This window comes from Thermoanaerobacter siderophilus SR4 (assembly GCF_000262445.1).
Classification (GTDB): domain Bacteria; phylum Bacillota; class Thermoanaerobacteria; order Thermoanaerobacterales; family Thermoanaerobacteraceae; genus Thermoanaerobacter; species Thermoanaerobacter ethanolicus.
Genome location: NZ_CM001486.1, coordinates 1,808,811 through 1,830,599, shown reverse-complemented (window position 1 = coordinate 1,830,599; position 21,789 = coordinate 1,808,811). Strand labels below are relative to the sequence as shown.

The following is a 21,789-nucleotide window of genomic DNA, read 5'->3' as shown; positions in this document are numbered from 1 at the left end:
CCCATGCAAGTTTTACAGCTTATTTAAACTCTACGCCAAATTTAGCTAAAGCTTCTGAAAGCTCTTTTTTAATCTCTTCTAGTTTTTCTTTTGTCTTTGCCTCACATCTCACAATAAGCTCTGGTCCTGTGTTAGAAGCTCTAACCAGTCCCCATCCTTCGTCAAACAACACTCTTGCACCATCAACATCTATAATGTCGTATCCTTTTTCTTTAAAGTACTCAGTCACACCTTTTACCACATCAAATTTTTTCTCATCGTCACATTCTAGCCTTATTTCAGGTGTTGCAGGATATTTAGGAACATCAGCTAAGAGCTCAGACAAAGATTTATCTGTATTAGAAAGTATTCGTAAAAGCCTTGCAGCAGCATATGCCGCATCATCAAATCCATAGTACTCATCTGCAAAAAACATATGACCAGACATTTCTCCTGTAAACACAGCACCTAATTCTTTCATTTTTGCTTTTATAAGGGAATGGCCTGTTTTGAAAAAGATAGGTTTGCCTCCCAATCTCTCAATTTCTTCTACTAATGCCTGAGAACATTTCACTTCTACAATGGCATCGGCACCGGGATGTTTTTTCATTATTTCTCTCCAATAAAGAATCATCAACATATCTCCCCAAATTATATTCCCCTTATCATCCACAACGCCAATTCTATCACCGTCACCATCAAAAGCTATACCCAAATCAGCCTTCACTCTTTTTACTTCTTCAATTAAATCTTTTAAATTTTCTTCTTTTACTGGATCTGGGAAATGGTTTGGAAATGTAGGATCAGATTCACAATAGAGAGGATATACTTCACAACCTAAGTTATATATAACATCAGGATAAAAATATGAACCTGTGCCATTCCCACAATCGACAACAACTTTAAGCTTTCTGTCGCCTAATTTAACCTTTTCTTTTATCATGTTAATATACGAATTAATAGGATAAGCATGCTTCACATTCCCTGTACCTTTTTCAAATTCGCCTTTTTCTGCTATATAGTATAGTTTTTTAAGTTCATCGCCATAAATAGTAGAAGGTCCTACCATAACTTTGAAACCATTAAATTGTGGCGGATTGTGGCTTGCAGTAATCATCATCCCTGCTTGATAATTGTACAGGACATTAGAATAGTAAAAAGCTGGAGTTGTCAAAACCCCTACATCTAATACATCACAGCCTGTAGAAGTAAGTCCTTTAATCAAAGCATCTCGTATAGGCCTTGATGATAATCTATTATCTCTGCCTATCAGCACATCCTTAATTCCTTTTTGTCTCACATATGTACCAAAAGCCTTTCCTATTATTTCTGCGGTCTCAGCAGTTAAATCTTCACCCCACACCCCTCTAATATCATACATCCTAAACATGTTTTCATTCAACTTCATTTGTCTCAACCTCCTTTTTATGTCATACAATTTAATTATATAGATAATACTGAAAATCCTCAATACACAATCTTCACAAAATTGTTTCTTGACTTTCCGCAAATATATCAACAAGCGTAAACCAGACTCCTTTGCTGCTCAGATACATTTTCAATTACTTCAATAGCTAAATCTACACTTTTCAGTTCCCCCGCTATACTAAGCATAACTTTTGCTCTCTTTTTCCTTTTGTCTATTTTCTTAATAAGCCCCTCATACCCTTTCAATGGTCCTTCAATTATCTTTACTCTTTCTCCTTCCATTATACCTTTTGACAAATCTATTAAATCAGAATTTTTAGTAAGAGACAAAATTATTTTCATCTCTTCTTCTTTTACAAAAGCTGGCCTTTTCCCTTCTTTCAGAAAAATACCTCTTTTTAAAATATCAGACATTTTATAATATAAATCATCGCTCATCTCGGCATTTACAAAAACATATCCAGGAAACAAAAGTCTAATTTTTTCCACTGGTTGTCCTTTTTCTCTCTCTATAATTTTTCTTTTCGGAATAAGCAATTTCACTTCCTCTTGTTTAAAGCAACTCTCAATAATATCTCTAACTTTGTTTTCATATCCACTTCGAGTAAAAATAACATACCATTTTTTCATTTTTCTACACCCCATTTTATAATTTTAGCAATTATTTTTACAAAATTCAACATATAATTTCCAAATCTTATATAAATGAGTATACGAATGGAAACTTGAAAAACTCAGCTATTGTGCTATATTATAATTATTCGAAACAAATTAACGTTTAAAGGGGGACTTTTTATGCAAATTTTTATTGTTGACGCTTTTACAAGCAAAGAATTTAGTGGCAACCCTGCAGGAGTAGTAAATCCATCAAGGTGAAAGCATAAGTTTAAGTTATATTAAAAAATTATTGTTGTAAATTTTTAAAGCTTTATAACATTAAAACATTCACAAAGATAGGGAGACATGAGGCAAAATTTTTGATAAAATATTTAAGCGTGTGATTTTAAATTTCGGATTAGGAGGATTTTAGATGGACTTATTTAGAAAAAAATCAGCAGACCAGCTGCTGGAAGCAGCTGAACGGACAGGTTTAAACAAAAAACTCACCGCTATTGACCTTGCCGCTTTGGCAATAGGTTCTGTCGTAGGTACAGGTGTCTTTGTGGCAACTGGGGAAGGCGCATTAAGAGCTGGTCCAGCCGTTATAATTTCTTATGTTATAGGCGGTATAACTGCTGCTTTAGCTGCCCTTATATTCGCCGAATTGGTTACAATGTTCCCTGTTGCTGGAAGTACTTACACTTATTCCTATGTTGCCTTTGGTGAGATTATCGCATGGATAATAGGTTGGGACTTACTTTTGGAATATTTAGTCTCAGCCAGCGCAGTAGCTTCTGGATGGTCTGGTATTTTTGTAGGACTTTTAAAGTCTTTTGGCATAACTTTGCCAGAAATTATAACAAAACCTCCTATTTCGGGAGGAATAATGGATTTGCCCGCAATTTTAGTAACAGCATTTGTCGCTTGGATTTTGTACATTGGTGTCAGAGAAAGTGCAATGACAAACAACATTATAGTGCTCTTAAAAATAGGGGTAATCCTTTTGTTCCTGTTCTTAGGCTTTAGCCATGTAAAATTGTCAAATTTAACACCTTTTGCACCTTACGGTTGGAAAGGCATAATGTCTGCTGCAGCTATTATATTCTTTGCATATATAGGGTTTGATGCCGTATCTACCGCAGCAGAAGAAACAAAAGATCCAACTCGAAATGTACCGTTAGGACTTGTAATGGCAATGATTGTAATATTAGCACTTTATATTTCAGTTGCCGTCGTTTTAGTAGGTATGGTACCTTATAAACAGATTATTCCGGATAATGCTCTCCCAGGTGCATTAATGAGCATTGGAATTAACTGGGGTTCTGCATTAGTAGCTACTGGTGCTGCCGTAGGTATGATATCCACACTCCTTGTAACTCTTTACGGTCAAATAAGAATATTTATGGTTATGGCAAGAGATGGACTTTTACCAGAAGTTTTCTCCCATGTTCATCCCAAATATAGAACACCTCATATCAACACTATAATTACAAGTGTAGTAGCAGCTATTATTGCTGGATTTTTGCCACTTGATATAATTATTGAGCTTTGCAATATAGGTACTCTGTCTGTATTTGTAATTGTATCAATAGGAATATTAGTCTTAAGAGTTAAAATGCCTAATGTTGAAAGGAAATTCAGAGTTCCTTTTGTTTGGGTAGTAGCACCTCTTACAATGGCTTTCAGCTTATACCTTATGGCAAGTCTACCTTGGGTTACATGGGCAAGGTTTGGAATATGGATGTTAGTAGGCTTGATAATATATTTTGCTTATGGCAGATACCATAGCGTGCTAAATACACAAAAATAAGGGAGGCTGCAAAAAACAGCCTCCTACTTTTGTATATCTCTTAAACCTTTTATTCCTCTTTTGACCATTTCAGTTACTATAAACGTCGCCACATCATCAGCATATTTACCTGGTCCAAAACCTGCATCATACCCCAATTCCTTTGCAAGTTCATGAGTTATTCTAGGGCCGCCACATATTAATAACACCTTATCTCTTATTCCCTCTGCTTCAAGAAGCTCTACAAGATGAGTCAAATTTTTTATGTGAATGTCCTTTTGTGTAACTGTTTGAGAAATCAAAAGCGCGTCTGCTTTCAGTTCTATCGCCTTTTTAACAAATTCCTCGTTGGGAACTTGACTCCCAAGATTATGGGCTTCTATCATCTCATACCTCTCAAGCCCATAATGACCTGCATATCCCTTCATATTCATAATGGCATCCAGTCCGACGGTGTGGGCATCTGTTCCTGTTGTGGCACCAACTACCACAATTTTCCTCTTTATGTGCTCTTTGATGTATTCATTGACTTCTTCCATTGTCATAGTTTTGATATCTATAGTCTCTACATGTATAGAAGTATAGTCTACAGTGTGAATAAGGCTTCCGTATATTATGAAGAAGGTAAAATCTTTGTCCAAAGGTGTATGATATACCACCATTGGATTTTCCAGTCCCATCTTCTTTGCTAGTTGCTTAGCCGCCTCCACTGCTTTTTCTTCATCTGGTACAGGTAAAGTAAAGCTTAATTGAACTTTTCCATCATTCATCGTATCTCCATAGGGTTTAACTTTGGTCAAATCAAGGGTTTTATCGTAATCTTTCCGCTCTGTAGAGTAAAGCCCACTGCTCATTGTCTATCACCTCTTAGCATAAGGTCTATGAAAGGATTAAAATAGTTTGGGTCTTTCTCTACAACTCCCTCTAAACCTCTTCCTCCATTCATTGACCTTTTAATTCCTGCAAACTTACCTTGCTCTAATGTTCTAAAGAGTCCTTCCTTTTCAATTTCCCTCAATAGCTCATAAGCTTTAATAAGAACTTCATTAGCCCTCTGTTGGATTATTCCACCTTCTTTAAAGTATATCTCATCTGCTATATCTGCCATATTGTTGAATATATACTTTGCACTCTCAATAGACAAAGCCCTATCAGACATAAAAGGCGTGTGTATAGCTTCTGTAAGCATACCCAAAAGGTGAATCTTTTGCTTTGTCATTATAGTCACAATATTAAATAAAGCGTCTTGCACATGCCCTTTAAAAATATTCCCTGTCATGTACTTTGTAGGTGGCATGTATTTTAAAGGAGCTTTAGGGAATATCTCTCTTGCCATTTGCGCTTGCGCAAGTTCGTATAAAAATCCATTTTTAAGGTCAGGATTCATTTCAAAAGCGTGCCCCAATCCTATCTGCTCTTCAGGAATTCCTGCTAAAAGAGCAAATTGTTCATTTATAAGCTGGGAAGCTAAAACTGTGTGAGCCTCTTCATAAGCATCAGAAGTTGTCAAATAATTGTCTTCTCCAGTGTTTATAATAATTCCTGCAAAACCATTTATAATTCTTGAAAAATATTGGTCTACAAGAGTTCTCTTCATATTTATATCTCTAAAAAGAATCCCATACAATGCATCGTTTAGCATAACATCTAATCTCTCTAAAGCCCCCATAGCCGCAATTTCGGGCATACAAAGGCCAGAACAATAATTGCAAAGCCTTATATACCTCCCTACCTCTTCAGAAACCTCATCAAGGGCTTTTCTCATAAGGCGGAAATTCTCTTGTGTAGCGTAAGTACCTCCAAATCCTTCAGTAGTTGCTCCATAAGGTACATAATCTAAAAGGCTTTGTCCTGTAGTCCTAATTACCGCAATTACGTCTGCTCCCTGCCTTGCAGCAGCCTGTGCCTGCACAATATCTTCATAGATATTACCCGTTGCCACAATCAAATAGAGAAGTGGACCTTCTTTCTTACCGTATTTTTTCAAAAGTTCTTCTCTTTTCCTTCTATTTTCTTTTATCTTTTCAACAGTTTTTACCGCAACCTCTTGAACAGCTAATTTTATATCAAACAAATCTGCCATCGGCATTTTAGTAAGGTCAAGCTCATTTCTACCCACTTTTTCAGCTATCTGTTGAGGAGTAAGTCCTGTATAAAGCATAGCATTACCTATAAAGAAAGCTACCCCAAGTGAAAGTCCCCCTCCATTTTTTATGTTGTCAACCACAACATTAGGAAGAGGAACTCCCATCTCATCTACTCCATCTATTCCTAAAAGCCTACATACTGTTCTTTCAATTGCAACAGTAGTATGGGCATCAATAAATTTTTGTGTATCTTCTGCAATATTTCTTGCGCACTCTCTCGCCTTATTGACTATATCCCAATTTAAATTGAGCTTGCTTTTCATATATCACCCCTGGTTACCCAAACTGTACAAAAATGTACAGTTTAGATAGCTGGGGTATTTGTAGTCCGCCTTTCAGGCTTTCCCAGCCCCAGCAGGCGGTATTTGGGAAAGCCATAGCCCCTGCCCCAAGAAGCAGGAACTCACGTCCTTACGGGTCTCCCCACTTGCCCCGAATGTAATACACCCTTCAGGGCAGAGACATCTCTTAATACCCTCTCAGGGGAGAGTGGCGTTACCACCGCTACCTTGAGAACTCGCCAGAAATCATAGGTACTAAAACTTGTTCCATCCAGAGATTCTAGCACCCTTCCTGGCTTACTCTCAAGGCTTTGTAAAAATTTTATTGCCTTATCTATTTCCCTTAAATGCTTTTTATTTATATGCTTATTTCTAACTGTTTTCTTTACATGTTCTTTTAATTCTTCTAATTCATCTACAGTCAATGCGTTGAGAAACTTTATATAATTATCTGGTATCTTTTCTTGCAGTCCCAACCCTCTTCTTGCTATTACATAGGCTGCTGCTATATCTTTCGTTATCATGTATTGCGGTGCATATTTTAACATTCCTATTATTGATGTGTAAGAAGGGTCTACCTCTATTACTTCTATCCCTTCTCTTTTTGCTAGTGTTTTTATTTTTGAAAGAAGTGATTTGTAGCTAAAGTTATGTCTTATCCTTCTTGATTTTCTCCCTGAAAAATCTCCTCTTTTACCTTTTTCTTTTATTTCTAATTCTTCAATTATTATTGCTTTTCCTTTCTCTTTTGCTATTTTTACTATCTCATGAGCATATTGCCATCTGAAATATTCTTTTTTGTCCTTACTGCCACTTGCAAGCTCTGGCATTGGTATACTGCCATAGCTTATTAGATTACCTTTTTCATCTGTCTCTGCCCATGATATGTTGTCTGGATATGCATTTAAATCTATTCCTATGACTCCTTTTCCTTTTGTTATTTTTATTTTTGGATATTCTTCTTCAATAGCAAAATAGGCGTATATACTGCCGTTTTTAAGTTTTAATTCTACAGAGTAGGGTATGTTTGATTGGGCAATTTCCTGTAGAAGTTCTCCTCTGCTCTTATTCTTTTTGTAGCCTGCTTCTATTCTGGCGTATAAGTATTTTCTTTCCCCTACATTTATCCTTAAGAAAGTGCCATTTTCTTTTATTTCTATTCTTGTGTTGAGATTTCCTTTTTTGCTTTTATCTCCTCTTGAATAGAGATTTCCTTTTCTTCTTTCTTGCCACTTTGTTTTTAGCTTTTGATATTCTTTCCCATTTATATGGCGCTTTTGAAGTTTTCCAAACAAGTCTCTTCCTCCAAAAATGACTTTCTTTGGATTTTCGCCTAATTCTCTAGCAGATTCCAGTGTGCTTTTTGCTTTCATTATTGCATCTTCTACATACCTTGAGTTTAAATTGAAAGTTCTCGGAAGGTCCCTTTTTAATGTTTTTCTATCATAACCTTCTAGAAGCCTTTTGTATGCAAATCTCATGCAGGACGACCATCTTCTCATTAAGTCTAATACTATTTGTTTGTCCTGTTGGTTTAGAAAAATGAGTTTAGCCTGTATTACTATCATGCTTTTTGCCACCCCGTTGTCCGTAAATTCTTGCTGCAAAAGATGTTACTATTGCTATTAAGTCCTCTGCTAGCTCTTTATTTATATCTTCTTCGTTTTCTTTCCCGTCTAAAACTATAAGCTCCACCCCAAAGCTTTCCATGAAAAATTTGAGATATTCAAAGCCAAATCTCGCTAGTCTATCAGGATATTCTATTACAACTTTTTCAACTTCTCCTCTTTTTATCTTGTTCAAAAGCTTTAATAAGCCTCTTCTATTTTCATTTACTCCACTTGCTATTTCGGATATGACTTCATACTGCCATCCTTGGGAATTAGCGTATTCTTCAAGCCTTCTAATTTGATTCTTAAGATATTCTTCTTGTTTTTTTGTGGACACTCTTGCATACAAAACTACTTTAGGTTTTGGTTTTTCTCCCAGCATACCTAATAATTTCTCTATATCTTCTTTTTTGTACCTTCTTCTTCCTTTTGGTGTCCTAACTGGGGTTATTAATCCTTCCTTTTCCCAGTTTATTAATGTAATTCTGCTTATATCATACAGCTCTTTAACCTTTTTTATAGTTAATAACATCCATCATCACCTAATTAAAATTATATCATTTTTTACTACCAATTTTAACCGTTTTGACATCCTTCTCATAGTACTTTTCTGCAAGTTTTATAACTTCTTCTTCTAAGCCCAATATTCTACAAATGTTCAAAGCATCTTTTGGAACTTCATAGAAAGAATCTGCCCTTTCCAAATTGTAATCCATATATTCTTGAAGAATTTCTATCGAATTGCTTCTATTCATGCTAATTTTTTGTTTTAGCATTTCAAAGTCAACATTTTTCAGCCCCACTACTTGATAATGAATCATATTTTCCTCTACCACACCGTCATAATGGGTGGCTAATACGGTTATAGAAGGAAAACTATTCAAATACTTTGAAATAGCTTTTACAATGTACAATCCCTCTTCTGGATTTGTTCCCCTCGCTATCTCATCCAATGCAATAAACCCACTCCCTTTTTTTACATCCTCTATTATTTCTTTTAATTTAATAACTTCCGCTCCAAAACTACTTAATCCTCTTGATACAGACTGTAAATCCTCAGAAACAAAATGTATAAAATCTACAATAGGAAAGGAAGCTTCCTCAGCAAATACAAAAAACCCCATTATGCCTAATAAAAGATTAAGAGTGATAGTTTTTAATGCTACAGTTTTTCCTCCCATGTTGGCACCTGTTATAACAGTAGTTCCATTTTTTATCTTTAAACTTATTGGAGTAAATTTTTTGCCTTGAGCCTTTAAAATGTCTGAAACCTGAGGATTTATTACATTCGTAAAGTTAATCTCTAAGTCTTCATTTATCTTGGGTTTTATTCCTCCATATTCCATTGACAATTTAGTTTTTGCCATCAAAAAATCAAAACGACCTATAGCTTTTATATTAGCTTCTAATATACTGATGTAGCTAAACAACTCTTTAGAAATCCTCTTTTTAACTTCTAACTCTTCCTGTTGCTCTAAAACCACTATCTCTAATCTTTTTTCCTTTAACTTTTCGATTTTTTCCTTTTCTGTCTCTAAAAATATTTGTCTTTCAATTTCCCTTTTTTTCTCTCTTATTTCTTTAAGCCTTTGTGAATATTCATCATAAATGTGAAAAGTAGCAATCCTCTTTTTTTGAGGGTCAAGTAAATCTAAAATAGATTTTACTGATTTTAGCTTTATATCTTCTATGTCAATCTTTAATCTTTCTATAAAAGTGCGCAGTTCTTCACTCAAAAGGCAAAATATTTTTATTTCGTATAGCTCCACTTCATCTAAAATTTCGCCAGTTTTACACTTTTTTACACTATTTCTTATATCTTTTATCTTAAAAAGTATTTTTAAAATTTTATAAAACAACTCTTTGTCCTTTTCTAAACTCCCTCTCATTAATTCAATATAGTCATACTCTTTTATAACTTTTTCTTTTTCCTCTCTTTTAAAAGGTTTTACATTTTTCATCTCTTCTTTCCCATAAGGAGTTATAACCTGCAATTTAGCCATTATATAGTTAAAGCCTATTTGCTCTCTTTCTTTTTCTGTCAAAAATTTAATATTAATCACCACCCATTACATCAAATACAGGGATAGAGATTTCTTTTTTTAATCTCTCTAAAAACTCCTTTTTGTCATACTGATAATTTAAAGAGGAGACAGGATTTATAGTAACGCAAACTAAATTTACTGGTTTTAGTACTTTTAAAATGCCACCACCCTTTTGAAACTTTAAAAATGTTTCTTCTTGTAAAAAAAGCTTTGTAGAGTCTTCTGCAAGAAACACTACTCCTTTATACTTATCTGTACCTCTCATCACATCTTCAATTAATTTATCAGAGACCACTCCCTTTATAATTACATGAGTGGCCCCTTCTAAATTTACAACAATCTCTTTAGAAGAATCTATAGCTGTAGGTAGTTCTATCGTTTTATAACGCTTGTCTTTGTATATAAAACCCAAACGAGAGTTATCTAAAATATTTTGCGCCAATTTTAAAATTTCTTTATCTTTTTCTGCCTCTATAGACAAAAGTTTCACAGTAAAAGCTGTTTTTCTAATCGTCTCCTCCATATCATAGGACAAAGCTGCTCCTGTAGCCAGTATTGTAGCTTCAGATACAGAAGGAGAAGCCTGAGTTTTTCTACTTAAGGCTCCATCTATAATAGCTTTATCACAACCCAATTTCAAAAGAAGGTTACATACTTTTGCCATTTCACTATTTATAGATGGTCCTGCTAAATCTACATAACCATCGCTTAATGCTTTAGCAATTACTATTTCTCCCATTGGAGTATCAAATCCTGTAGTTGCAACTATTTCTTTAGTAATATCGCTGTTTAGCAAAGCCTCTTTCGCTGTCGCTATATAGCTACCTTTAGCTATGTAAATTCGAGGTTTGGGGAAAAAAGCTACTTGGTCATACTCTTCTCCATCTCTTCCTATTGAGGTAAGACCAAGGGTATATTTACCCCTGGCCTTACTCAAAATATAATTTAGCACAGTGGTTTTCCCTACATTTTTCGCCATACCTATTATAGAAATAGTACGATAGTCCTTCAGCAATTCAAGTATTTTACTCATCTAATCTCCTTCTCTTTTTCCTTTCTAATTCTTGAGGCTCTATTGTAGCAATTTTGTCTTGCTGGAGAAGACCCGCAACACCAGTTATTTCTTCTGGTCTTTCCTCATCGCATACACAAGGACCTGGCATATAATTTTGTGGCTCTATATATGTGGTGATAACTCCTTCATAATTTCTAAGAACTACTTTGTCATGGCTTTGAGATATTACATAATTGGGGCCTACTGGAATTTTCCCTCCTCCGCCTGGTGCATCTACCACAAAGGTAGGAACGCAAAATCCTGATGTATGACCTCTCAAAGCCTCAATAATTTCAATTCCCTTTGAAACAGGAGTCCTAAAGTGGGAAAGCCCTAATGACAAATCACATTGGTAAATATAATAGGGCCTTACCCTTATTTTCACCAATTCATGAACAAGTTTTTTCATGACATGTACGCAATCATTTACTCCCCTTAGAAGAACCGTCTGGTTTCCAAGAGGAATTCCCGCATCTGCCAGCATTTCGCAGGCCCTCCTAGAATCCTCTGTTATTTCGTGAGGATGATTAAAATGAGTATTTAACCATATTGGATGATATTTTTTGAGCATATTAACAAGTTCGGGCGTTATTCTTTGTGGAAGCACAACAGGAGTTGAGGAACCTATTCTTATTATCTCTACATGAGGTATCTCTCTTAGCCTTTTTATAATCCTCTCTAACCTATCATCTGAAAGAGTAAGTGGATCTCCCCCCGAAATAAGTACATCTCGTATTTGCGGAGTTTTAGCAATGTACTCGATGGCCCTCTCTATTTTATCCATTGGAAGTGGCGCATCAGTTTGTCCTGCAAATCTTCTCCTCGTGCAATGTCTGCAATACATAGAGCATTGGTCTGTTATAAGAAGCAGCACCCTATCAGGATATCTGTGAGTAAGCCCCGGCACTGGTGAATCTACATCTTCACTAAGTGGATCTACCAAATCTTCGGAAGCCCTGTAAAGTTCATTTATAGTAGGAACCGCTCTCTTTCTTATAGGGTCATTTGGATCGTTTGGATCTATTAAAGAAAGGTAATATGGCGTTATAGCCATTCTCAAAGTCTGCAAAGTCTTAGAAATCGCTTGTTCTTCCTCTTGTGTCAAAGGCAAATATTTTTTAAGTTCTTCCACTGTCTCTATTCGGTTTCTAATTTGCCACTTCCAATCGTTCCACTCTTCGTCCGACACATGGCCGAAAAGCTCATATCTCCTATTAACTCTCATTTTTAAAAATCCCCCCATTTAATTTACCTCTGCCTCACTTAGCATACATTTCTTCAAAAACTTTCCTCAGCTTTTCATTCTCTCTCAATTCTTGCAGAGTGATTTCTGCATGATCTTTTGTATAGCCATTTCCTATTATCATCGTGATATCTTTTCCTACGCCTTCTGCACCTAAAGCTGCTTTTGTGAAATTTGTCGCCATTGAGAAGAAATAGGCAATTCCTTCATCTCTTACAGGCAAAATAGTGGACATCTCTGTGTTTGGGATATTTACACAGTTTATAGCAATATCTACTTCTTTTCCTCCGTTTGCTTCTAGAGTTTTATTTAGAACCTCCACTGGTTTTTGCGCATCAGCGATTATAATCTTATGGCAAATGTCTAATTCCTCTAATTTTTCTTTGCTTCTTCTCTTCTCACAACTCCTATAACTTTGCCAGTCGGTCCTACTCTTTTTTTAGCCTCATAACAGCAAAGCATTCCTGACTTCCCATTAGCTCCAAGCACTAAAACACTCTGACCTGGTTTTACAAGCTTTGCGGTTTGAGCAGGCGCTCCTGCTACATCTAAAGCAGCCAAAGCTAATGTTTCTTCCATGTCATCAGGAAGTTTAGCATAAATTCCGCTTTCAAAAAGTATAGCTTTGCCCTTTATTTCAACTCTGTCTATATCGAGTTTGACGGATAAAATCTCATCTATTCTAAGAGGAGTAAGTGTAAGAGAAACTAATGTCGCTATCTTATCCCCTATTTTTAAGTCCCTCTTGCCGAGTAGTGCATCTCCTATTTTTTCAACACGGCCTATAAGCATTCCCCCAGAGCCTGTAACGGGGTTTTGCATTTTTCCCCTTTCATTTACAATTTGAAAAATTTTTGCCTTGATTTTTTCCACATCTCCGCCAGCTTCTTCTTTAAGCTGTGTAAAACTTGCAGAATCTATATTCAACGCCATCACATCTATTAAAATTTCATTATCATAAATTGTATCCATATCGTTGGAAATCTTGTATGCCGCTTGTGGCAAAACCCCTTTTGGTTCAATTACGCGATGTGTTCCATATTTACATCCCATCATATATAACTCCTCCTACCTTCCTTTAAAATTAAACCTCCATGTATTTTACCCCTAATCCCAATATCTTTCTTGCCTCATCAGGGGTTGCAATTTCCTTTCCTAATTCTCTTGCAATCCTTACAACTTTTTCTACTAATTCTCCATTGGATTTAGCAAGGACTCCTTTAGAAATGTATACGTTATCTTCAAAACCAACTCTTACATGCCCACCAGTCAGTATAGCCATTGTGGCAACTGGAAATTCATATCTTCCTATCCCAGTTGCAGTAAAAGTGCTGCCTTCTGGAATACTTTCTTTTAAAAACAGGAAGTCTCTCATTTCGCCCGATATTCCACCGTTTACTCCCATCACAAAATTGAAATGCATAGGCGCTTTTATGTATCCTTTTTTGTGAAGCCTTATTGCTGTATCAATCATACCTTTGTCAAATACCTCAAGTTCAGGCTTTATTGACAACTCATTCATTTTAAGTGCAAACTCAATTATCATATTTTCAGTATTTGCAAATATTTCATCTCCACCAAAATTTAAAGTACCACAATCTAAAGATGCCATTTCTGGCTGTAAATAAATAGGTTGAAGCCTTTCTTCACTGGTCATACCAACAGCTCCACCAGTTGAGGGCTGAATTATCACATCTGGACATCTCGCCTTTATGGCTTCGATACACTCTCTAAATCTCTCTTTGTCTTGTGTAGGTGTTCCATCATCATAACGGACGTGCAAATGAATAATGCTTGCCCCTGCGTTGTACGCTGATTCCGCTTCTCTTGCAATTTCTTCTACTGTATATGGTACATTTGGATTGTGTTTTTTTGTGACTTCTGCTCCACATATGGCAGCAGTTATTATCAATTTTTCCACTGCCTATCCCCCCATCTTTATTTCTTATACCTTTGCTTATCCTTTGGAACTACGCATGTACCACTGGCTCTACATACAACGATTGGTTTATTTAAAACTTCTGCCGCCGAATCGCTAATGTCAGGCCTTGCTGCTATCACCTTTTTGGCTTCAAACACCATTTTCCTCGAAGTATTGCCCACTTCTACTATTTCACCTGTAGCTTCTATAAAATCTCCTGCATACACTGGTGCGAGAAATTCAACATTGTCATAGGCTCTAAAAAGTCCTTCATCTCCATCATGCCGTATCAAAAGTTCTGTTGCAACATCCCCAAAAAGGTTTAAAATTCTTGCCCCATCAACAAGATTTCCACCATAGTGGGCATCGTGCATACTCATCCGCACTCTTATTATTGCCTTCAAACCAATCCCCCCTTTACTTTTTCTTTGTAAAAATAAAAGCACTGAAAGATTTTCAGTGCCTAAATAGCCTTTTTGACAAAGAAAAGCGCTATTTATGCAATGAAAATCTTTTCACTGCATAAATAGCGCTCCATGGGCCCTCACCCATGACAGTGATGAGTTTTGTTCTCACCCCCAAGGATATACTCAAGAACAAGTATACCCTTTCGGCAGACAAACCTTCGCCACAAGTATTGGAGGTTCTTCTCCTTAACACCTTGTAGGTACCTGCTTGCCCGCTCCTCTATTTATGCTATTAAAAGCTATTAAGTTTTCAAAATTAATGTAAAGCTTATCATCTATAATATATTATATCACACCCAAAAAATTTTTGACAATACAATATCAAAAATTTTTATCGAGTAGGAGCTGAATAATTATTTTATTCAGCGTCCTCTCACACCACCGTACGTACCGTTCGGTATACGGCGGTTCATTAGGAATTGTGTACAATTAGATATCTTTGGGATAAACTCTTATAACCTATGCTTTCAAAGTATTTATTTGTAAGAGTCTTATTTAGGATTGGGCTATTGGATATTCTCCAGTAGCCTTCCTTGTATTGGCGTATTCCCAGGCTTTTTGTTCTTCTACTCCTAGTTTTACTAAGTTATCATGCTTCGTTTTTATCTTCTTCCATTGTTTCCATATACATGCCCTTAGTCTTCGCCTTATCCATTCGTCAAGGGTTTTCATTATGCTTTTCGCGTCTGCTAATCCAAAATAGTTGACCCATCCTGTTGTTATTTGATTTAGTCTTTTATTCTGTTTTCCATGCTTATTCCCTTGTTCCGATTGGTTATTTCTCTTACTTTTCCTTAAACCTTTGATGGATTTTCATGGATTCTTATTCTTACTTCGTTTCTTTGTATAGAATGAAATCCAAGAATTTCTTCTCCATGGTCTATCTACAGCACTTTTGCTTCGTTGACTTTTAGTTTAATTTGCTTTCTATGAATTTCTTATGCTCTTCATTACTCTGTTTCCTGCAGACCTGCTTTTTACATATATGTTGCAGTCATCTGCATATCGGCAGAATTTATGCCCTCGTTTCTCAAGTTCTTTGTCTAGTTCGTCCAACATTATGTTTGCTAATAGGGGACTTAATGGCCCTCCTTGGGGTGTCCCTTCTTCTGTTGATACTTTGATTCCGTTTATCATTACTCCTGATTCTAGGTATCTTCGTATTAACTTTAGTACCCTTTTATCTCCTATCCGCTTTTCTAGTTTGGACATTATTATGTCGTGGTTTACTCTGTCAAAGAACTTTTCTAAGTCCATATCTACAACCCATGTGTATCCTTCATTTATGTATGCTTCTGCGGCTTTTATTGCGTCTTTTGCACTGCGTCCTGGTCTGAATCCATAACTGCTATCAGAAAATGTATGGTTGTAGACTCTATTTAGTATTTGGGCTATTGCTTGTTGTATTAGTCTATCTAGTGCTGTAGGTATTCCTAGTAGTCTTACTCCTCCATCTGGTTTGGGAATTTCTACTCTTCGCACTGGTTGTGGTTTGTATTTCCCCTCCAGCAGTTGTTGTTTTATGGTTGGCCAGTTTTCTTTGAGATACGGTAGAAGTTCATCTACTTCCATCCCATCGACTCCATGGCTTCCTTTATTTGCAACAACGCGCTTGTATGCTGCTTCCATGTTCCTTCGTTCTACTATCATTTCAAGCATCTTGCCGGTATATCTTTGTACCTCGTTTCTTCCATCTTCCGACGCCGATGATATACTATGCACTTCCGTTGTCTTTTGAAATTCCATTTCTCTATTCAACGGATAGCCTCTTTGTTGAGTTGTCTGCAGTCTCTGCATATCTTTCGAGTCCATAAGATTTCCAAAACCTCCTAACGTTCGGTCCTTCCTTATCTATTCATGTCTAGATAAGTACTATGACCTCTGCTGACTTCTCAAGGTTCAACCATACATCACTGTATGGGTTGTCACTTCAGATTTTACTTCCATGACTTATCCTTGAGACCTCCCCGGGTAAGAACGATAACTTTCATCTCATATATCTGCCAGATTTACTGTATGGGATTCGGGTAGTGTTGGACTTCGTTTTGTTACGCAAACTCATCCATCCCAATTCAGCCTCTTATCTGGTTCTTGTTCATCAGACCGAGATTTTGCCTTAAGCTTCCTTCAGATTCCACCTCACGATGGACACCCTTGCTCTTGGCTAGTGGTTCCCACTACCAAGCCCACAGCGGACTTTCACCGCCTAGTTATCGCCCATGCCGGGCGCACGTAATAATAAAAGTGGAATCAAATTCCACTTTTATTCATAGTATTCAAATTCAAAATCTCTCACATTTATTGTATCGCCACTTTTAAATCCCTTTTCCTTAAGAGCATCTATTACCCCGCTCTTTCTAAGAAGCATTTCAAAGTACCTTAAAGAATGCTCATCTTGTAAATTTACTCTTTTTAAAAGTTTGTCAATTTTTGTACCGCTAAGATAATAGGTATTATCTTTTACTTCTATATTGAGAGTTTCTTCCTCTTCAGGAGGTGTATAAACAATAACTTCTGGTACTTCCTTTATCTCCTCAACCGGAATAGAAGAAAGAATTTCTATAGTCTTGTCCAAAAGTTTGTCAATACCCTCTTTTGTCAAAGCAGATATAGGATATACATCATAACCTCTTTTTTAATTTCTTTTTCAAAATCAGGGTAATTTTCTCTACCACTTTGTAAATCAATTTTATTTGCAGCAACAATTTGAGGCAAAGTAAGTAATCTTTCACTGTAGAGTTTAAGCTCTTCATTTATCTTCTCAAAATCTTCTATAGGGTCTCGTCCCTCATTTCCAGATACATCCACAACGTGTATCAACATTTTTGTCCTTTCAATGTGCCTCAAAAAGTCATGACCTAATCCTTCGCCTCTGTGAGCTCCTTCAATTAAACCTGGAATATCTGCCATTACAAAAGATTTCCCTTTATACTCTACAACTCCTAAATTGGGTGTCAGGGTAGTAAAAGGATAATTGGCAATTTTAGGCTTTGCTCTTGTGCAACTGGCTAAAAGAGTAGATTTACCTGCATTTGGGAATCCTATTAATCCCACATCAGCAAGAAGCTTCAACTCCAATCGTACCCACATTTCTTTGCCTTTTTCACCGCTTTCAGCAAAACGAGGAGTCTTCAAAGTAGAAGTAGCAAATTTAGTATTCCCTCTTCCTCCCTTACCTCCCCGTAAAACAATAGCCTTTTGATTAGGTTTTACAAGGTCAGCTATGATTTCTCCTGTTTCATCGTTAATTATCAAGGTTCCTACAGGAACTTTTATGTACAAATCTTCTCCGTTTTTGCCATATTGATTTTTACCTCTACCATTTTCTCCGTTTTGCGCAATGTACTTTTTTCTGTATTTAAAATCTAACAAAGTAGACAAATTAGGATCTGCTACAAATATTACATCTCCACCTTTTCCTCCGTCGCCACCGTCCGGCCCACCATAAGCAACGTATTTTTCCCTTCTAAAAGATATAATTCCATTTCCACCGTCTCCAGCTTTTATGTATATCCTTGCCGTGTCTATAAACATTCTTTCACCTGCCTTCCTTTATAGTATATACTTTTCAAAATTTTTTACCCCTCTAAGATATTTTTTATAATCTCTTCTGCATTCTCGGAATTAAAAATATCTCTTTCTCTATTAAGGTGGTCAATTGCAATGTGAAGAGATTCAATCACTTTATCTAATTTCCCCAGTTGAGCATACCCTAATACCACTTGTAAATCATTTAAAAGTTCATGTCTGCTTCGTTTGATGTAGTCTACCAATAACTCCACATCTGACACCATTTTTCCACCACTTTCTATTATTATTTATGAAAAAATCCTGGTATAAACCAGGATTTAATTCTGCGCAGCTTTCCTTTCTGGATAAACACTTACTTGTTTTTTGTCGCGGCCTTTTCTTTCAAAAGTAACATATCCATCAATTAATGCAAAAAGTGTATCGTCTTTTCCTTTTCCTACATTTACACCTGGATGTATTTTAGTTCCTCTTTGTCTTACAAGGATATTACCAGCTAATACAAATTGGCCATCTGCCCTTTTTACTCCCAAACGCTTAGATTCACTATCACGACCGTTTCTGGAACTTCCAACACCCTTTTTATGAGCAAAAAGTTGGAGTTTCATTTTTTGCACCTCCTATCCATAACCCTTACATATTCAGGATAATCCGCTTCAATATCTTTAAGGCCTAAAACCATAGTCTCCAGAATAGCTTTTAATCGTATATCATCTTCTGCCAAACCTTTATCAATAATGTCAATCTGCAAATCGCCACTTTCTATTTTTTTCTTTATTTTAACAGTTTTTAACGCCTCTATTCCCAGCACCGCTGTCTGAGATATAGCAGAAACAGCTGCACATATGATGTCCTTTCCGTACTCATCGAAACCTGCATGTCCTTTTATATTAAATTTATAAATATCCCCTTTTGGATCTCTCAATATTTCTACTCTAATCATGGCTTACTGAATTATTTTTTCAATCTGTACTTTTGTGTAAGGTTGTCGATGTCCTTGTCTTCTTCTATAATTTTTCTTTGGCTTATACTTAAAAACTCTTATTTTTGGTCCTTTCCCATGCTCTAAAACCTTGGCATTAACCTTAACATTTTCTAAATAGGGTTTGCCAAACTCTACATTACCGTCCTCTTTTGACACAGCCAAAACTTTGTCAAAAGAAATAACTTCTCCTTCTGGATAATTTAACTTTTCTACTGCAAGAACATCTCCTTCACGAACCATATACTGTTTTCCGCCAGTTTCGATTATTGCGTACATCTTTGCACCTCCTCCATCCAGTCTCGCCGGGAAACAAGGTAAAAATTTAAAAACCCGTCCCGAGCGGCCGCAAGTGATATTTTAACATAATAAAATATCACTTGTCAATTAAAAATCGACTAAAGAGTTTGTGTTCCTTTTTCTTCCTCCTCTTCCTTGCCATCGCTTTGTTCCTTCGTTTTTTCTTCCGCTAATTTATAGTTTTGCAATTCTATAACCTTTTGATTCAATTCTTCCTTTTCTTTTTCCAATTCTTTTATCCTATTGTTAAGTCCTCTTATCGTTACGCTATAGCGAATTTGTCCAAACAAACCTATTGTCCCCACAATTATAGCTCCAATAGCTGCTGACAATAAAATTACTAAAGCTTGAGAAATTGAATAATGCCAATACAAAAAACTTATATCCACAGGTCCAGCATTAGAAATAGCAAAAATCGCTACTATAATTGCGAATATCAAAGCTAATATTGTATAATATTGCCCCTTCACAAAATTCACCTCCCCCATCTTCAGTAACACTCATTAACACCTTTCTACCTTTATGATAAATTATACAAATTATTATTGTCAATAAAAATTATAAATTTTTCGATAATGACAAAAACATCATTGTTTACTTTTATCATTTAATTGATAGAAAAAGTTTTTATGTTGAAACTACTCCAGTAGTTGTGTTAAAATTGATTATAGTGAGCAAAATGCTCACCTGGGTCGCAGTAACCCCAGTTAACAAAACAAAGGAGGTAATTTTGTGTCCAAAAAAAGAATAAAAGATCTAGCAGAAATTGCTCTGGTCGCGGCAATTTATTTTGTACTCACAGTTATATTTTCTTCTATTTCATTTTTACCCCTTCAGTTTCGCGTAGGGGAAATTACAAAATCCATTGTAGTATTCAATAAAAAATATGCCATTTCCATGATGATAGGAAATTTTTTTGCAAATTTGTTTAGCCCATTTGCTGGCACAATGGAGCTAATTTTTATGCCTCTTTCAAACTTAATCGGTTGTACAATTGGATACTACATTGGAAGAGCTACTCACAAATTGGTAGGTGTTGTATTCGTAGCTCTTTGGATTGCAGCATCTGTTGGAATCACTTTAAATATCTCTGCCAATATACCATTTATTCCAACTTTCTTAAGCGTAGGATTGGCTGAAACTGTACTTTTGGTAACGGGATATTTTTTGCTTTTTACAATTGAAAAGAAAGGAGTTGTGAAATTTGACAGATAAATATAAAGAGAGAAGATTTGACACTTACGGTTATGAAAAGATTGACAAAGAAGTTTTAGAATCGATTGAATATGAATACCCTGAAAAAAATACTATTGTGGAATATATCACTAATGAATTTTCTTCTGTTTGCCCTTGGACAGGATTACCTGACAATGCAAAACTTACTATAAGATATATACCTTCTAAAAAATTAGTAGAACTTAAATCTTTAAAGTATTATCTCACCTCCTATAGAAATGTAGGTATACTGCAAGAACATGCTATAAATAGAATTTTAGATGACTTAGTTGAACTTCTACAGCCAAAATTTATGGAAGTAATAGGTGAGTTTCAAGAAAGAGGTGGAATAGCCACGAGAATTGTGGCAAAATATGAAAAAGAAAAATCGAGTAGGAGCTGAATAATTATTTTATTCAGCGTCCTCTCACACCACCGTACGTACCGTTCGGTATACGGCGGTTCATTAGGAATTGTGTACAATTAGATATCTTTGGGATAAACTCTTATAACCTATGCTTTCAAAGTATTTATTTGTAAGAGTCTTATTTAGGATTGGGCTATTGGATATTCTCCAGTAGCCTTTCCTTGTATTGGCGTATTCCCAGGCTTTTTGTTCTTCTACTCCTAGTTTTACTAAGTTATCATGCTTCGTTTTTATCTTCTTCCATTGTTTCCATATACATGCCCTTAGTCTTCGCCTTATCCATTCGTCAAGGGTTTTCATTATGCTTTTCGCGTCTGCTAATCCAAAATAGTTGACCCATCCTGTTGTTATTTGATTTAGTCTTTTTATTCTGTTTTCCATGCTTATTCCCTTGTTCCGATTGGTTATTTCTCTTACTTTTCCTTAAACCTTTTGATGGATTTTCATGGATTCTTATTCTTACTTCGTTTTCTTTTGTGTAGAATGAAAATCCAAGAAATTTTCTTCTCCATGGTCTATCTACAGCACTTTTTGTCTTTCGTTGTACTTTTAGTTTTAATTTTGTCTTTTCTATTGAATTTCTTTATTGCTCTTCATTACTCTGTTTCCTGCAGACCTGCTTTTTACATATATGTTGCAGTCATCTGCATATCGGCAGAATTTGTGCCCTCTCCTTTCAAGTTCTTTGTCTAGTTCGTCCAACATTATGTTTGCTAATAGGGGACTTAATGGCCCTCCTTGGGGTGTCCCTTCTTCTGTTGATATTTTGATTC

20 protein-coding genes, 4 pseudogenes and 1 riboswitch are annotated in these 21,789 nt (G+C 35.9%); of the genes and pseudogenes, 3 read left to right on the top strand and 21 right to left on the bottom strand.

The annotated features are described in order from the left end of the window. Positions 1-19: 19 nt before the first annotated feature. Both glmM and loaP read right to left on the bottom strand, forming a co-directional pair. On the bottom strand, positions 20-1,387 hold the full coding sequence (gene glmM / locus THESIDRAFT1_RS08965; RefSeq protein WP_006570177.1) for a phosphoglucosamine mutase: 1,368 nt from the start codon (positions 1,385-1,387) through the stop codon (positions 20-22). Between the two features lie 107 nt (positions 1,388-1,494). After that, positions 1,495-2,037: an antiterminator LoaP gene (gene loaP / locus THESIDRAFT1_RS08960; RefSeq protein WP_006570176.1), complete on the bottom strand. Its 543-nt coding sequence runs from the start codon at positions 2,035-2,037 to the stop codon at positions 1,495-1,497. Between the two features lie 400 nt (positions 2,038-2,437). Here loaP and THESIDRAFT1_RS08955 point away from each other — a divergent pair, with 400 nt between their 5' ends. Beyond that, the gene (locus THESIDRAFT1_RS08955; protein ID WP_006570175.1) at positions 2,438-3,817 is read left to right on the top strand and encodes an amino acid permease; all 1,380 of its coding nucleotides are present in this window, start codon (positions 2,438-2,440) and stop codon (positions 3,815-3,817) included. 23 nt (positions 3,818-3,840) lie between these two features. Here THESIDRAFT1_RS08955 and kamE read toward each other — a convergent pair whose 3' ends face one another. The 18 genes and pseudogenes from kamE to THESIDRAFT1_RS08865 form a co-directional block, all read right to left on the bottom strand. Continuing rightward, positions 3,841-4,650, bottom strand: a complete 810-nt coding sequence (gene kamE / locus THESIDRAFT1_RS08950) for a lysine 5,6-aminomutase subunit beta (protein WP_006570174.1) — start codon at positions 4,648-4,650, stop codon at positions 3,841-3,843. Beyond that, the gene (kamD, locus tag THESIDRAFT1_RS08945; RefSeq protein ID WP_006570173.1) at positions 4,647-6,206 is read right to left on the bottom strand and encodes a lysine 5,6-aminomutase subunit alpha; all 1,560 of its coding nucleotides are present in this window, start codon (positions 6,204-6,206) and stop codon (positions 4,647-4,649) included. The genes kamE and kamD overlap by 4 nt, the downstream gene beginning before the upstream one ends. Before the next feature lie 148 nt (positions 6,207-6,354). Continuing rightward, positions 6,355-7,792: pseudogene (locus THESIDRAFT1_RS08940) on the bottom strand (IS200/IS605 family accessory protein TnpB-related protein). Further along, the gene (locus THESIDRAFT1_RS08935) at positions 7,773-8,366 is read right to left on the bottom strand and encodes an IS607 family transposase (RefSeq protein WP_006570171.1); all 594 of its coding nucleotides are present in this window, start codon (positions 8,364-8,366) and stop codon (positions 7,773-7,775) included. The pseudogene THESIDRAFT1_RS08940 and the gene THESIDRAFT1_RS08935 overlap by 20 nt, the downstream one beginning before the upstream one ends. 25 nt (positions 8,367-8,391) lie before the next feature. Then, positions 8,392-9,900 carry a lysine 5,6-aminomutase reactivase ATPase KamC gene (gene kamC / locus THESIDRAFT1_RS08930; RefSeq protein ID WP_006570170.1) on the bottom strand — a complete coding sequence of 503 codons (1,509 nt, stop codon included), beginning with the start codon at positions 9,898-9,900 and terminating at the stop codon, positions 8,392-8,394. Next, on the bottom strand, positions 9,890-10,912 hold the full coding sequence (kamB, locus tag THESIDRAFT1_RS08925) for a lysine 5,6-aminomutase reactivase subunit KamB (protein WP_006570169.1): 1,023 nt from the start codon (positions 10,910-10,912) through the stop codon (positions 9,890-9,892). The genes kamC and kamB overlap by 11 nt, the downstream gene beginning before the upstream one ends. Beyond that, positions 10,905-12,158, bottom strand: a complete 1,254-nt coding sequence (kamA, locus tag THESIDRAFT1_RS08920; RefSeq protein WP_244262621.1) for a lysine 2,3-aminomutase — start codon at positions 12,156-12,158, stop codon at positions 10,905-10,907. The genes kamB and kamA overlap by 8 nt, the downstream gene beginning before the upstream one ends. 34 nt (positions 12,159-12,192) lie before the next feature. Continuing rightward, a complete protein-coding gene (locus THESIDRAFT1_RS15195) occupies positions 12,193-12,498 on the bottom strand; it encodes a hypothetical protein (RefSeq protein ID WP_279624998.1) in 306 nt (101 codons plus the stop codon). 50 nt (positions 12,499-12,548) lie between these two features. Beyond that, positions 12,549-13,232 (bottom strand): L-erythro-3,5-diaminohexanoate dehydrogenase, encoded by a 684-nt coding sequence (kdd, locus tag THESIDRAFT1_RS08915; protein ID WP_279624997.1) that lies wholly within the window; start codon positions 13,230-13,232, stop codon positions 12,549-12,551. Positions 13,233-13,260: 28 nt separating this feature from the next. Next, positions 13,261-14,097: a 3-keto-5-aminohexanoate cleavage enzyme gene (kce, locus tag THESIDRAFT1_RS08910; RefSeq protein WP_006570166.1), complete on the bottom strand. Its 837-nt coding sequence runs from the start codon at positions 14,095-14,097 to the stop codon at positions 13,261-13,263. A 17-nt stretch (positions 14,098-14,114) separates the two neighbouring features. Continuing rightward, on the bottom strand, positions 14,115-14,501 hold the full coding sequence (gene kal, locus THESIDRAFT1_RS08905) for a 3-aminobutyryl-CoA ammonia lyase (protein ID WP_006570165.1): 387 nt from the start codon (positions 14,499-14,501) through the stop codon (positions 14,115-14,117). A gap of 115 nt (positions 14,502-14,616) precedes the next feature. Next, positions 14,617-14,795, bottom strand: a riboswitch (Lysine riboswitch). Positions 14,796-14,976: 181 nt separating this feature from the next. Further along, positions 14,977-16,376, bottom strand: a pseudogene (gene ltrA / locus THESIDRAFT1_RS08895) (group II intron reverse transcriptase/maturase). Between the two features lie 451 nt (positions 16,377-16,827). Beyond that, a pseudogene (gene obgE / locus THESIDRAFT1_RS08890) lies at positions 16,828-18,098 on the bottom strand (GTPase ObgE). Positions 18,099-18,142: 44 nt separating this feature from the next. Further along, positions 18,143-18,358, bottom strand: coding sequence for a Spo0B domain-containing protein (locus THESIDRAFT1_RS08885; RefSeq protein WP_028986104.1), 216 nt, complete (start codon positions 18,356-18,358; stop codon positions 18,143-18,145). A 54-nt stretch (positions 18,359-18,412) separates the two neighbouring features. After that, positions 18,413-18,700 carry a 50S ribosomal protein L27 gene (gene rpmA, locus THESIDRAFT1_RS08880; RefSeq protein ID WP_006570164.1) on the bottom strand — a complete coding sequence of 96 codons (288 nt, stop codon included), beginning with the start codon at positions 18,698-18,700 and terminating at the stop codon, positions 18,413-18,415. Then, a complete protein-coding gene (locus THESIDRAFT1_RS08875; protein ID WP_003871518.1) occupies positions 18,697-19,035 on the bottom strand; it encodes a ribosomal-processing cysteine protease Prp in 339 nt (112 codons plus the stop codon). The genes rpmA and THESIDRAFT1_RS08875 overlap by 4 nt, the downstream gene beginning before the upstream one ends. 3 nt (positions 19,036-19,038) lie before the next feature. Then, a complete protein-coding gene (rplU, locus tag THESIDRAFT1_RS08870; protein ID WP_003871517.1) occupies positions 19,039-19,353 on the bottom strand; it encodes a 50S ribosomal protein L21 in 315 nt (104 codons plus the stop codon). A 119-nt stretch (positions 19,354-19,472) separates the two neighbouring features. Next, entirely contained in the window at positions 19,473-19,844 is a 372-nt protein-coding gene (locus tag THESIDRAFT1_RS08865; RefSeq protein ID WP_003871516.1) for a LapA family protein, read from the bottom strand. 262 nt (positions 19,845-20,106) lie between these two features. Here THESIDRAFT1_RS08865 and THESIDRAFT1_RS08860 point away from each other — a divergent pair, with 262 nt between their 5' ends. Together THESIDRAFT1_RS08860 and queF are read left to right on the top strand one after the other, a co-directional pair. After that, positions 20,107-20,589: a QueT transporter family protein gene (locus THESIDRAFT1_RS08860; protein ID WP_006570163.1), complete on the top strand. Its 483-nt coding sequence runs from the start codon at positions 20,107-20,109 to the stop codon at positions 20,587-20,589. Beyond that, positions 20,579-20,992, top strand: coding sequence for a preQ(1) synthase (gene queF, locus THESIDRAFT1_RS08855; protein ID WP_006570162.1), 414 nt, complete (start codon positions 20,579-20,581; stop codon positions 20,990-20,992). Before THESIDRAFT1_RS08860 ends, queF begins: the two co-directional genes overlap by 11 nt. 63 nt (positions 20,993-21,055) lie before the next feature. On the opposite strand, the pseudogene THESIDRAFT1_RS13025 reads toward queF, so the two are convergent. Continuing rightward, positions 21,056-21,789, bottom strand: a pseudogene (locus THESIDRAFT1_RS13025) (group II intron maturase-specific domain-containing protein); the annotation flags it as partial.